Raw genomic sequence first — 12471 nt, 5'->3', positions numbered from 1 at the left:
CCTCGAAAAAATTGTGCAGTGATTCATTCCTCGCAGATTTCGTAATGCCTTGCAACGTTGAGGGTCACTCCGCCCCAATGGGAGTTTTTCACTCTGGCCTGGTGTGCGTTAAAGGCGGCCCTATCCACGAATTCTTCATAGACATCGAATCGATTGGGGTCGCGGTCATGCTGCGTGACTTGAAAGACCAGACAACCCGCTTCTGCAAGCGTCAGTTGTATATGGGTGGACAGCGCCTGTTCTACAACGCTTAAATCTTCATGGGGGACAATAATATATCCCTTGAGAATCACTTTGGACATTTGCTCTCCGCGCCGGTTGAATCGGGCGTCCTCACCATACAAAAGTTAAGGATGGTTTCCCATCCTTAACCGTCACGTGCATTAGCTTAGGCTGTACACGCCCAGTTCCCCCCTTTCAATGAGGAATGGGGATCTTATAGCAGGTATAAGCGATGCAGATGATGTAGTAATGATGTTCGCTGACGCCAATGACATCCGCGACGGTTGCAGCGCTGTTCGCTTCCGTCGCAGCGATGGACTGCGCGCTGACTGGCGCGGCGACACTGAATACAGCGATTAAGGATACAAGGGCGATGAGTTTCTTCAACATGACGCAGACTCCTTCTGAGTGTGTTGGGAGGATGAACGCCGCGAGCCGGTCGATTAACCTCCGGGGCGCAACCCCTGCCCCATTATCGCCGGGCTGGCGACCCGCGCCTGCGTAAGACGTCTCCAACAGGCTGACAGCCACGCTTTATCAGCAGGCGTAGGTTGACCCTAGCAGTGGTCGCCGGCGTCGCAAAGGCACTAATACGCTGGCGCCGAGTGGGATTGTTCCTTGCCGAATTACTGTGACGAGGGCCTTCATGCCGCCGTGGACGCGATCTCGCTTGTCGTCTTTGCGTTAATCAATTTTCTCGCCAGCAAGCCCAGCTCATGGGCGGTGGTGATGTAATAGGCGCATACGGTGAAGATCGGAACCAGCACGGGAATGGCGGCGATCAATGGCAGTGGCCAGAGTTTGCTGACCCAGTCCCGGTCCTCAAATGGATAAATCAGGCTTTGTTTTATTCCTTCTACGAACGGCATCGTCGCCCCTTCTCTGCTCATCAATGATTACGGACATGATCGGAATCCCGGTTCCGACGGCGTGAAATGACCATTGATCAGGGAAGGCGACAACGGAGAACTGTCGCGCCCCAGGATGGCCAACGGGAAGCGACAGAAATGTAACATATTGTAAATGCGAGACTAAAGTAAAAAAGACGGCGAGCAGCCGCCCGTCCGTCTTCGTTAAGTTTTAAGCGGTTCTGCTCTTGTACGCCTCGTATATTTCGTTAGCTTTGTTGAGGCGCTCCTGATCCGCCGACGATCCTACCGCCGCCCGTTCAAAATCCTGTCTGAACACGACCATGGCGTCGGAAACGGAGTCCGTCTTCTTCAATTTGTCGATCACCGCGCTTTCCGGGGTGGAAGACAGCTCGTGCTTCAGGAAGCCGTAGTTGGCGGCGGCGCTGCCGGGGTCCATGCCGTTATTCTCCGCGAAGGAGATGAGTCCGTCCTTGCGGGACTCGCCCCACTGCGCCCAGCCATAACCCGTGCTGTCCTGCACCCGGTCATTCGTGGGCGAACCAAATGCGCGAGGATCGGAGGCGCCCTGGCCGAACTGGGAATATTGGTTGATGTGCGGATTCATGCCGTCGCTTTCCATATACAGGTTGCCGACTACCCCCGCCGCCTGTTCTGGAGTGAGGCCGAAATCCTTGATCAGGTTATCCATGACCTGCATCGCCACATCCTTGCCTTCCGACTCGGACAGACGCCCTTTCGGCAGGGCTTTGCTCAGGGTGGAGTCGAAGCTGACCGGCGTATCTTTCAGATCAACGTCAGCGATTTTATTGGACTTATGCACGCCCAGGTTCAGCGTTGGCGGATCGCTGACGCCGCATACGCCGTCAATGCCGCCGGTTTTATCATGCTTGGACGGGGTCGTATCCTGGGAGCCATCCATTTTCAGGATCATCCGCAGTTGCTGCATGATCATATCCAGCAGATCCTGCATTGCTCCCAGATTGCCGCCGTTGCTTTTCAGCTGATCGTACTGACGGCTAAACTCATCGCGGTAGATTTCCGCCAGCGCGGACACCTGTGAATCGGGACTTCGCTGGCTCACGTCGTCCAGGTAGGAATTAAATTCTTTTATATCCATCGCCTTTCCTCTTTGACTGATTTTGATTAGCGGTTGCAAAAAGCGGGATGGGCGACAATTCCGACCGACAGGGATCAATCAGTTTGAGGCGTTCAGGCGATCGGAATCTTGGAGCGCCCTCCACCCAGACTCAGTAACCGGATGGAGGGAGAAGTTGCGGCGATGTGCGGCGACGGGATGGCCCCGCCGCAGAGGGACTTAATCGTTCTGCAGCCAGCCGCGAATGGCGTCCTCGGACAGCAGGCCGCTATGGCCCTTGCGCTCGCCGTTGGCGGAAACGAAATAGCTGCGCGGCAATTCTCCGTACCAGGAGGGATCAATCGCCTGTCGCAGACGCGCCGGCACTGGATCAGCGAAGCGCCAGTTATCGGCGGCTTCGATCTTATAACGGGCCAGGGTCTCCATGACCTGCGCTTCGGGCATGTCCTGATCGGTGGACACCAGGGTCACCGCCAGGTCCGGGTTGTCCTTCAACAGAGCGCCCAAGGTTTCCAGTTCTTTGTGACAAGGCGGGCAGTCAATGGACCACAGCACCATCAGATAGGGTTCGCCGTCCCACTGTTGCTGAACTGCGTTGACGCTGTCCGCAGTGAACGGCTTGACCTCGGCGCTGGCGGCTGAGGCGACCAGCAGCGCCGCCAGCGTCAGCAACATACGTCCCATCACAATGACTCCTTGTGTTCATGGTGATTCTCGGTGTCCTTGGTGGAAGCGTTGGCCGCCACTTCCGCAGTGGATTCCGGTAATGGCGTCAGACGATAGCCCTCCTCCGCCGTCTGCCAGGACAGATAAATCTTGTCGCCATCGTTGACCAGCAATGGATGATCCGACGCGCCTTCGGTATTGATCACTTCCTTAGCGGCGCTCCAGGAGTCGCCGCCGTTATCGGACACCTGCATGAAGGTGCGGGTGCGGTCGTCAGCAAAGGCTTTCCAGGTGAGTACGACGCGGTCGCCCAGCGCCTCGATCATAGGCCGCTCCGCCCCAGGACCGCCAAAGGCCATGGGCTTGCTGAAGCCGTCTTTGCTGGAATGGGCGTAGAACAGTCCCTGACGGTTTTCTCCCGCGGTGAACCAGGCCAGATGTTGTCTGTCGCCGCTCGCCGCCAACGCCGGGCCGTGATGAGGACAGCCATCCAGTTTCCACTGATCGTCGCTCACCCGTTGCGGCGCGGAGTTCGTGGTCAGATCGCTGAAAGTAATGACCGCGTGATCGCGCACGCCGCCGTCAAACACCTGTCGATACAGGATCACCGGCAACCCCTGCTCGTCCAGCTCCATGGCGATGCGGCAGCATTCGCAGGAGTTGTCCGACAATTTGCGGCTGGTCTGAAAGGTCGCGCCGTTGTCCGTGGAGACGCCGTAATAGAGCGCAGCGCCGGCGTATTCCTTGTTGGCCGCCTTGGCCGCTTCCAGATCCCGTTTATCCACCCACACCACAAAGATCTCGCCGCGGTCATTCACGCGGAAGGTTGGGAAGCGATGGGCGATCACGTCTTTATCGTCATTGACGTTGATCGGCGCGCTGAAGCTGCGTCCGCCGTCCAGAGAGCGGCTGAAACGGATATGTCCGGTGTAGGGTTTATCCAGCTTGCGGGTCCACAACAGATAGATTTCATTACGCGGCCCCAGCGCCACTTGCGGCCGGTCTTCGCCCTGGTCGTCCACCGGCTCTGGGATCGAATTCACCGCCTGGGGCGCGCTGAACGTGGCGCCGTTATCGTCGGAATGCTGGATGTAGATATGTCCGCGGGAATACCAGGTGATCCATAGTCGCCCATCGCGGCCGAATGCAGGCGTGGGCGACTTGGCGCAGTTCAATGACGGCAGCGCTGTAGGATCGGCGCAAGGACCTGCGGGCGCCGCCGCGCCATGATGGCCGCCGTTTTTATCATTGTGCGCGCCATGCTTGTCGCCGTGGGCGTAGACGCCGCCGCTTGCCAGGCCCGCCGCGGCCGCCATCACGGCGACGCGCATCAGGCGCAGATTCAATATTTCCATTTGACCTCCGCATAGTAGGTTCGACCCGGATACGGGTGATAGACGTAATAACGTTCGTCGGTGAGGTTATCCACTCCGCCGGCGACTGAGAAATGCTCATCCAGTGCATATACCGCACGAGCGTCGAACACCAGGAAGCTGTCGGTATAGCCGAAGCCGCTACGGTCGCCATCGCTGTTGTCCAGGCTGTCGTAGGGATCGCTGGCGTAACGAACGCCGCCGCCCAGACGCAACTGCTCCGTCGCCTGATAGCCCACCAGCGCGTTGGCGCGCCATTTGGGAACGCGGGGAAACTGTTTGCCCTCAGATTCCGGGGCACCGCTGTTCTTGAGGATTTCCGCATCGGTGAAGGACAGGTTGAAGTCCAGATCCAGCCCGGGCGTCAGCACGTTCTGAAAGCCGGTCACCAGCTCCACGCCGCGAGAGCGCACACGATCGACATTCTGATAATTGGTGACGCCGGTGAGCACATTGGTCTGCCGGTAGATGGCGTCATCCACGTCGTTTTCCCACAGGCTGACGGTCACCGAGGCGCTGTCGAAGCTGCGTTTGACCGTCAGGTTTTTGGCGAAGCTTTTTTCTTTCTTCAAATCAGGATCAAAGCTGGCGTTGAAGGCGCCGGTATTGTCGATGGAGCCCTGATACAGCTCGCCCACGGTGGGATAGCGATAAGCCAGCGCCAGAGACAAGGTGGCGCTCCAGTCCGCATCGGGGCGATAGCTGAAACTGGCTTTGGGGGACAAATCGGATTCGCTTCTTTCCGGATAGGCTGCGCTCACGCGATCGGCGCCGAAATCCCGCGCCAGCTTGCCGTCATAGGCGCGCCACCACTCCTGACGGGCGCCCAGCGTCATTCCCCAGGCCGGGGCCAGGGTCCATTCATTTTCCACGAACAGCGCATGGGTGCGGGTGGTTCCTTCCGTGTCGCCGCTCAAGCTGGCGATGTCGTCGCTGCGCCAGTGAGTGGTGTTGTAGTTGGCCTGATCCAGCCGATAGCGATCAAAGTGATAGCCAAACAAAACGCGGTCGCCCAACCAGCCGCCGTCGTGACGATGGCCGAATTTGACGTCGGCGGTCTCCCAGCCCGTGCCCTGGTCTTCCGTCAGGGTTCCCGCGCCGTTGCTTTGCGCCTCTTCGTAGTTCGTACCTGAGCGACGTTGCTTTTGCTCCAGCACATCATAAAAGGACAAAGCGGATTTGATTTCCCACCCCTGCCCCAGCGCGCCTTCCAGTTCAGCGCCATAGATCAGGTCTTTTGCCTTGGATTCGCCCAGGCGCTGACTGCTGACTTTGTAGCTGGCGCCGTCGATATCCACTTCGCCGTTATATACGGGCTGGCCGGCGGCGTCGCGCAGATAGGTTTCCGGATTGAGGGTGTCTTCGTTGCGATCCAGATACGCCAGGGTCACTCTGGCTTGCAGGCGCTCGTTAATGTCGTAGCCCAGCTTGATTTTGCTGACGCTTTCGCCGATGTCGCTGCGCCCGGCGGAGTTATACAGGTAACCTCCCGCCGGATAGTCATGAGCGCCTTCGACAGGGTTGCCCACCGGAGCGCCGCCACTGCCGGAGACGATGCCGAAGCTTTGTGGATGCCCTTCGTTCTGCAGCCAGTCCGTCGCCAGGAAGTAACTCCAGGGCCCCTGGCGATCGCCGAATGAAGCATGGGTCTTGTAGCCAAAGTAGGTTTCATCTGTGCCGTAAGCGCTGAAATCCTGCAGGAACACGCCCGCGCTTACCTGCGCCTCCCGCTGCTCCGGCATGCGGCCGTGCATGATCACCGCGCCGCCCATGGCGTTGCCGCTGTATTCCGCGGAGTAAGGTCCATACAGCACTTCGATCCATTCGATCTCCTCCGGCTGCATCAGGCTCCATCGCGGCGCGAAGTTGAAGCTGGAGCCCAGGAAGTTGCTCAGCATGATGCCATCCCCCATCACCACCGCGCGGGCGGTCTGGGTGGTGTGCGTTTCGCGGAAGGATAAGGTGGCGTTACGGTCGCCGATATAGCGTTTGCGCACGATCAGGTTGGGCTCGTATTTAAGCGCATCGGATACCTCTGGACTGTTGATGTTCTCCAGTTTCTCCGCCATGACTTCCGTTTGTAAAGCCGTCGGCTCGCTCACCAACGCGGGCCGTTCTCCCACCACTTCCACCGCTTGTAACACAGTGGCCTCTTCCGCCGCGGCCCCCAATGGCAGCGCAAGGCTTGCTACAGCCCCGATCGCGCGGTTCAGGCGCATAACGTCCCCTTACTATCAATGTTAGAAAAAGGGCATAGTAATGAAGCCTTTACGGGAGATGGATGCGGCAAAATGTCGCAGGGATTTTTGAGCTAGTCCGGTTGGGTGAGCAAGGAAGAAGCAGAACGCCCGCTTCCCCTTCTCTCTTTATTGCAACCGCAGCCAGGCTATTCGGCAAAATGGCGCGGATTAATCGAGCATCTACGGGATCGTAACTATACTGACTCTAATGGTTGGGAGGAGAATGCATGCGTTATGCTCTGTGGCTCTGGTTCGCGTTGTTTTCGCAGGGAGTGCTTGCGCAGACCTTAATCATCGGCATGGAGGACGCCAACAATAAACCCTTTGAATATGTGGCGGATTCCGGTGAGCTGACCGGTTTTCATACGGAGGTCGTCAAGCAGGTGACGGCCAGTCTGGGATGGAAGGTCGAGTTTGTGCGCCTCCCCTGGACCCGTGTCGTCAAGATGCTGGAAAACGGCGAAGTGAACGCTGTGACCTATATGGCGAAGTCCATTGAGCGCGAGAAGTTCGCGCTTTATCTGCCCGATAATCTTCTGCACATTTCACAGAGCACTATCTACATAAAAAAGTCCCGCGCCAATGAAATTCTCTACGATCCGCCGCTGGAGCATTTCGTCACCCGCTGGCGCGTCGCCGTCCCCACGGGTTATCACATCAATGACGAAGCGATGGCGTTAATCCGCAACAATTACCCGTTGCAACAACGCACCGTCACCATGGCGCAGCTCTTCCTCATGCTGGTCAACGACCGTTACGACGCCATCCTGGGCGGCTCTAACGCCTTGCTGCGCAGTAAAACCGCCGTCGAAAATATGGAGGAAATCGTACAACCGCTGCAAGGCGCCCTATTCCCCTCCGAACCCATGTACATCGCCTTCAGCCGCCAAAGCGGCGGCAAACTCGCCTATGAATTCGCCATCGCCTATAAACAATTCCGCCAACAACCGGCATACCGGGAGATCGCCGAGCGTTTTAACGTGATTGCGTGGCTGCCTGGCGAGCGGGATTTTGATTAGGGGGAGCACAGGTCGTTTTGGGCGCTTTTTTCGCAGGTTTTGGGGCGCAGCTACCACATGTTTTTTCGTCGGCGTCGAATGTGTGAGGAAGATGAATTAGACCTGCTTTGGATGCACTTTCATGAACAAAGGCGATAAATTTTTTAACTCTGTCCCCTTCCGTTAGGTTTCCATAGACTGATGAGCCTTTGGGAACTGAGGGACGATATTCGTCTGGGATCACCAGCGGCTCGCGACCGAAGTAATAAAACGTTTTCGCAATCAACACATTCTTACCAGAGATATCTTCCTCCTGACACCCCATATGAGGCTTATCTTGCTTTATATCCCAGTGGCTAGGATTCTTGACCTGCCGATAGTGTGTGTAATCTTTTGGGTCGCCTGACGGCAGTAATTCGTAAATGTTATCTCCGGCTCGCTGTATCGCGCTCTTAGCCGTCATATCTGGAATCTTATTCTTGAAGCTAGAGTCGTTAAAATAGGCGCTGATTGATAACTTCTTCTCCACTTTCATCAAATAGACAAGTCGCTCGTGACCTACTGCGTCGCCGTTCAAGGTAGCGGACGAGAAGCCTGCAATCCACGTTCCGCCCTCTTCCTCTACATTAACGTTACCATTCTTTCGTATATAGGGTTTGCAAGTCGCCAACGTCAACCACTTACCAAAAGGATTGGGCGCGAAGCCTGAATCGTGGGTCATTTTATAACTATACAAACGCATAAAAACCTCCCTCAGCCAGTATTACCATCGTGTTTAAAAACTAGGCTAGAAAGAGGAATTGGCAAGGGCTGCAAGCCCGGAAAGTTGTTATGTTTGGTTGGCTTTTGCTACAGGAAGAAACTGAGTGCGTATTGGCGTATTTTGGGGTGATGAGAAGGGACACCAGGTGGTTATCAGAGAAAGGTTAGTCTCCGCCTCCTCCATCGCCACCGCCGCCATCAGACCCCATATCGAACATGCCGCTATCATGACGCGCGCTAATGGCGAAGTCATATGCAGTGCCTGCTGAGTTGTCTACGCCGCCGTTGTAGGCTTGAGCCGTACTGCTTAAGAAGCTTCTGAACGGCCATGGAATCAGCCGGTGCGGTATGGCTTCAGGCGAGTACTGGTTTACCAGATAGAGCGCCATTAAGGAGCCGAAAAGTGGCGCCACGAGTATGATAAAAAACTGTAGCGCCTTTTGGCCCCGTTCCAATGTGTCATCGTTTTTCACCGCCACAATGGCCATTAACGCCAGCCACAACCATGCGGCCACTGTTAAGCCAATCAGCGTCATCAATACGACCGCCATCATTCCTCCTCCAATCCGTATTCGCCTGATTTCTGGTTCGTTTTCGAATAACGAGATAAATCAGTGAAGTAGAAACAGATTAATCACCTTATAGAGATTTCTTTCTGAATGCTAGCCGGTGGTGGTGGCGCTTCGTGCCGGTCACTGGTCTATATTCTCTATGTTTGGTCATACAACTCCTGTACTAGTTTTTCCGATGGAGCATGACCGAAACTGAATGGATATTTTGTAATCTAGCCCGTTTCTCGGAGAGAAAGTAATGGCTGCCACCAAACACGATCAAACAATGAATATGCCAGAGTTACTGGTGTTCGCGAGGCTGTTTGTCATTGGTTTTGTGGGAGCCGAAGTCTGGCGAATTGCATACTATCTTGGATCAAGCTTCGCTCTAACACTGTCAGGTGTGCCTTTTTGTGTAATAAAAGGCGGTGTTATCTTAGAGCTATTGATTTGCTTTCTATATGCAAGAGAACGGGAATTGCATATAGCCACTGAAAAAATTGGGCGAAGTTTCCGTTTTGATTTACTAGGTGCGATTGTTGCTGGCATCTGGGTAAACGCATTAACTTCACCATGGCTATCTAAGGTACATGACGCACTTAAGGATGCAGAGCCCCAATGGGCGCCAGCAATCCTTCTGTATCTTTCTATATTGCTCACATCGCCACTATTCCGAAAGTACTGCCTAGGAACTAAAAAGGCGGCTCCACAGCTGTATTTCCTTGCCGACGAGGAAGTTGTTAATGACAAGGATGATCTGCTAGCCAGCGACAAGCAGGTCAAATCATTCGCGGATACTGTCCTTGAAAGCGAAGCCCATTCAGGACTTACCTTTGGGGTCGATGGGCCATGGGGAGTCGGTAAAACTAGCTTTATCAACCTTGCTCAACATTATTGGGAAGCAGCAGACGATAGAGTCATTGTTTGCCGATTTGAGCCCCTTCGATACGCCTCTGATCCTGATCTTTCCGATCGTTTGATTCGCGACTTATCCTCAGCAATTCAACAAAAAGTATTCGTTCCTGAGTTTCGTCCTGCTGTGTCACGATACTCTAGGTTGATAAAGGGGAAAGCCGACATTTCATTCCTTGGCTTCAAGCTCACTTTAGAACCATCGCAAGAGACCGCTGATGAGCTGCTTGATGATATTAATGACGTCCTGAAGCGCATTAATCGTCGTGTAATAATCGTCATTGATGACCTTGATCGCTTAGACACTAAAACCATAAACAACGTACTGTTTGCGATACGCCGGACGTTCAAGCTTTCACAGGCGACCTATATTCTCTGTTACGACACAGAAGTCCTGGCTGGAGGCCACGAAGAAAATTCAAGAGCACGAGAGTTCCTAGAGAAATTCATAACAGTGAAGCTAAGCCTATTTGTTGATAGCTCACATATTCGGGATTTTTTACGCAGGGACTGGAAATCTCAAGCTAACCAACTCAGCACAACACCATCTGATACGATGCAGAAACTAAGCTCCGTGCTTGATGAATTAGCAAACATTCTCGATGGAGACAAAGCCGCACAGTATCTCCCCTTAGCTGGCGACCTACGCAAGGTAAAGCGTTTCGTCAACGCTATGCTGCTCATGCAGCTTGAGAAAAGCGACTTAGGCCGGACAGACTTTAATGAGCGTGATCTTATAAACCTGATACTCATACACCTAAACTACCCTGGGCTGTTCAGACGTATTTATGCCGAAGAGACGCAAGGACGTTCTGGAATATTTTCAGTGCGTCGTGAATATGGACAAAACGATTACAAGAATGCATCTGACTTCTCAGTATTTGTGGAGGCACAGCCAGAAACACCAGCCTTTTTATTAAAAGAGCTTTTTGACACAAAAACGCTGGATTTAAAAAGGGGTGGGATTGACGAAGAAAAGCTATCGTCACGCGCCTGTTTTAACCAAACCTCCGCCAGGAATTTAGAGAATTACCTCAAGCTCATTGTAAGATTCATCACACCGGAGCCACAGGAAACCTTTGTACTTTACAAAAAAGCCGTAGAACAAGTTCTAAAAGGAGCATCCATTGAATCAGTTCTATCGTCCCATGACTTCCGGCTGGAACGAGGAGATCATGCCCATGATCAGTTTTGGAGGATACTTGCCAACCAAGCTCATAGCTTCACTCGAGAAATCACTGACAACGCCATAGACACACTTGTCGAGTATCTGCCCCGCTACTCATCAATTGTTATTAATGATAGAGGACTGAGAGAGAGATCTATCTACACATTGCTTCAACTTTTAGATAGTGCCGGCTGGGGAGATGCCCAGAATCATCGCTACCGTCGCAAGATTACTGATACTAATGTTATGGAGATAGCATGGCGTATTTTCGGCGAACATTCCTACAAGGGTAAAGGTTTACTCCAACGCTTAGTAGCCAGTTCTCGCGGCGTAATTGGATGGAGTGACCTCATGACATTCAGGCTCTCTTGCTCGATAGACCGCCAATCGCAGCTGCACAATCTATACACAGCGTTGATTCGTCATAATAATAGTAATGCCCCTATAGAAGGAGATGTCAAAAAGCTCGAATTGGCGGAAATGAGAGAGATATCCCAAAGGATATTTTTTCTATTCAAGCGAGAATACATAACGCCACGAAGGAACTTCTATAAGGAAATTAGTGAAACCCCTGATACAGTATTTCTAGGAGACGCCCCCCCTCCAATTAGCAGCCCCTCACCACGGAACGGTCAACCCGAGCAGAATTCTTTTTCGTTGGAGAAGTACATTTCGTCAGCGCGTTCCACCGTAGCTATATTCGTGATATATCAACTGAGTAGTGCGAAACCTCCTAGCGGTTCCGGTGTATGCTGTGGGTTTTACGACGAGTCGGGAACTGCCGATAAAGGCGGAATAGCAAAGCTAATGAACAAGTACATATTTAGATTTTGTTTCGAGCCTTCAATTGATGAAAATAATATCTTTTACTTCTTAGATTACTGTCTAGAGCATTTGGGTAACGCGTTCTCGGCTGGAGAGGTCAATGATGGTTACTACCCAACAAAGTCTGGACTTCCCGGAGGACTCGATCCAAAAGAAATGGGACTTTACTGGGAGCGAAATGGACAACTTATTAAAGATAAGAATCTACAAAAGGAGTACCGGAGCATAGTAACATACAATTACATTGCAACATACCGTGAAGATCTGGACGGGGTATTCAAAGTACTTGATGAGTTGGCTAGTGACGTGGCATCAGGAAGTAAAGAAGCTGAATAGCCGTCAACTTGAAAGAACGGTTGTAGGACTGGTAACGATTCACACATGATACAAGCCAATGACTCAACATAGAATCAAGAACATTCTCGCACAAGGACTGAATTTTCTTGAGAATGAAGGGATTAAGCTAGCGAGAGAAAACATAACAGAGAGAACAGCCAAATATTTGATATTACCAGATCCCAGGTCGCTTTTAATTGCTAAAATTATTCATATACGAAAAAGGCGTTATTTCCCTTCTCATCCGTAACAAAAGTGATATGCACCATAATTTTACGTCAATTGAAAACAAAAGTAAAAATGAGATTCTCGATCAACTTCAACCACTCTCTGCATTATTCAAACATTTCAAATAGTTATCTAGATAAATTATCTCATACCCTTATCCTTAACTTTATTAAAATAAATAAAATTCTGAGAAGGTAAGCACTTCATTCTATAAAAATAGTC

At 52.6% G+C, this 12471-nt stretch carries 11 protein-coding genes; 2 read left to right on the top strand and 9 right to left on the bottom strand.

Translation table 11 applies throughout. The features are described 5' to 3' along the window. Window positions 1-23: 23 nt before the first annotated feature. The 7 genes from EUZ85_RS16920 to EUZ85_RS16890 all read right to left on the bottom strand — a co-directional run bounded on the left by EUZ85_RS16920 (window position 24) and on the right by EUZ85_RS16890 (window position 6448). Entirely contained in the window at window positions 24-302 is a 279-nt protein-coding gene (locus tag EUZ85_RS16920; protein WP_127970399.1) for a putative quinol monooxygenase, read from the bottom strand. 115 nt (window positions 303-417) lie between these two features. Beyond that, window positions 418-612: a hypothetical protein gene (locus EUZ85_RS16915; RefSeq protein WP_127970398.1), complete on the bottom strand. Its 195-nt coding sequence runs from the start codon at window positions 610-612 to the stop codon at window positions 418-420. A gap of 254 nt (window positions 613-866) precedes the next feature. Beyond that, complete coding sequence (locus EUZ85_RS16910) at window positions 867-1091, bottom strand: hypothetical protein (RefSeq protein WP_127970397.1); 225 nt, start codon at window positions 1089-1091, stop codon at window positions 867-869. A gap of 211 nt (window positions 1092-1302) precedes the next feature. After that, on the bottom strand, window positions 1303-2211 hold the full coding sequence (locus tag EUZ85_RS16905) for a phage tail tip lysozyme (RefSeq protein WP_127970396.1): 909 nt from the start codon (window positions 2209-2211) through the stop codon (window positions 1303-1305). Window positions 2212-2409: 198 nt separating this feature from the next. Then, window positions 2410-2874 carry a hypothetical protein gene (locus tag EUZ85_RS16900; protein ID WP_127970395.1) on the bottom strand — a complete coding sequence of 155 codons (465 nt, stop codon included), beginning with the start codon at window positions 2872-2874 and terminating at the stop codon, window positions 2410-2412. After that, window positions 2874-4211, bottom strand: coding sequence for a sialidase family protein (locus tag EUZ85_RS16895; RefSeq protein ID WP_127970394.1), 1338 nt, complete (start codon window positions 4209-4211; stop codon window positions 2874-2876). The genes EUZ85_RS16900 and EUZ85_RS16895 overlap by 1 nt, the downstream gene beginning before the upstream one ends. After that, window positions 4199-6448 (bottom strand): TonB-dependent receptor, encoded by a 2250-nt coding sequence (locus EUZ85_RS16890; RefSeq protein ID WP_127970393.1) that lies wholly within the window; start codon window positions 6446-6448, stop codon window positions 4199-4201. Before EUZ85_RS16890 ends, EUZ85_RS16895 begins: the two co-directional genes overlap by 13 nt. Window positions 6449-6696: 248 nt before the next feature. On the opposite strand from EUZ85_RS16890, the gene EUZ85_RS16885 reads away from it, so the two are divergent. Continuing rightward, window positions 6697-7488 carry an ABC transporter substrate-binding protein gene (locus EUZ85_RS16885; protein ID WP_127970392.1) on the top strand — a complete coding sequence of 264 codons (792 nt, stop codon included), beginning with the start codon at window positions 6697-6699 and terminating at the stop codon, window positions 7486-7488. On the opposite strand, the gene EUZ85_RS16880 is transcribed toward EUZ85_RS16885, so the two are convergent. Then, complete coding sequence (locus EUZ85_RS16880) at window positions 7445-8209, bottom strand: hypothetical protein (RefSeq protein WP_127970391.1); 765 nt, start codon at window positions 8207-8209, stop codon at window positions 7445-7447. The two genes, EUZ85_RS16885 and EUZ85_RS16880, sit on opposite strands and share 44 nt — an antisense overlap. Window positions 8210-8393: 184 nt before the next feature. Continuing rightward, window positions 8394-8783 (bottom strand): hypothetical protein, encoded by a 390-nt coding sequence (locus tag EUZ85_RS16875; protein WP_127970390.1) that lies wholly within the window; start codon window positions 8781-8783, stop codon window positions 8394-8396. 256 nt (window positions 8784-9039) lie between these two features. Between EUZ85_RS16875 and EUZ85_RS16870 the strand changes: the two genes are divergently transcribed. Next, a complete protein-coding gene (locus EUZ85_RS16870) occupies window positions 9040-12021 on the top strand; it encodes a KAP family NTPase (RefSeq protein ID WP_127970389.1) in 2982 nt (993 codons plus the stop codon). The last annotated feature ends 450 nt before the right edge of the window (window positions 12022-12471 follow it).

The sequence above is a fragment of the Hahella sp. KA22 genome (genome assembly GCF_004135205.1).
Classification (GTDB): domain Bacteria; phylum Pseudomonadota; class Gammaproteobacteria; order Pseudomonadales; family Oleiphilaceae; genus Hahella.
This window is presented reverse-complemented; position numbering and strand designations above follow the sequence as displayed.

Coding starts and splice junctions, on each gene's coding strand:
- EUZ85_RS16920 (WP_127970399.1), bottom strand. CDS start 302: ATGTCCAAAGTGATTCTCAAGGGATATATTATTGTCCCCCATGAAGAT.
- EUZ85_RS16915 (WP_127970398.1), bottom strand. CDS start 612: ATGTTGAAGAAACTCATCGCCCTTGTATCCTTAATCGCTGTATTCAGT.
- EUZ85_RS16910 (WP_127970397.1), bottom strand. CDS start 1,091: ATGCCGTTCGTAGAAGGAATAAAACAAAGCCTGATTTATCCATTTGAG.
- EUZ85_RS16905 (WP_127970396.1), bottom strand. CDS start 2,211: ATGGATATAAAAGAATTTAATTCCTACCTGGACGACGTGAGCCAGCGA.
- EUZ85_RS16900 (WP_127970395.1), bottom strand. CDS start 2,874: ATGGGACGTATGTTGCTGACGCTGGCGGCGCTGCTGGTCGCCTCAGCC.
- EUZ85_RS16895 (WP_127970394.1), bottom strand. CDS start 4,211: ATGGAAATATTGAATCTGCGCCTGATGCGCGTCGCCGTGATGGCGGCC.
- EUZ85_RS16890 (WP_127970393.1), bottom strand. CDS start 6,448: ATGCGCCTGAACCGCGCGATCGGGGCTGTAGCAAGCCTTGCGCTGCCA.
- EUZ85_RS16885 (WP_127970392.1), top strand. CDS start 6,697: ATGCGTTATGCTCTGTGGCTCTGGTTCGCGTTGTTTTCGCAGGGAGTG.
- EUZ85_RS16880 (WP_127970391.1), bottom strand. CDS start 8,209: ATGCGTTTGTATAGTTATAAAATGACCCACGATTCAGGCTTCGCGCCC.
- EUZ85_RS16875 (WP_127970390.1), bottom strand. CDS start 8,783: ATGATGGCGGTCGTATTGATGACGCTGATTGGCTTAACAGTGGCCGCA.
- EUZ85_RS16870 (WP_127970389.1), top strand. CDS start 9,040: ATGGCTGCCACCAAACACGATCAAACAATGAATATGCCAGAGTTACTG.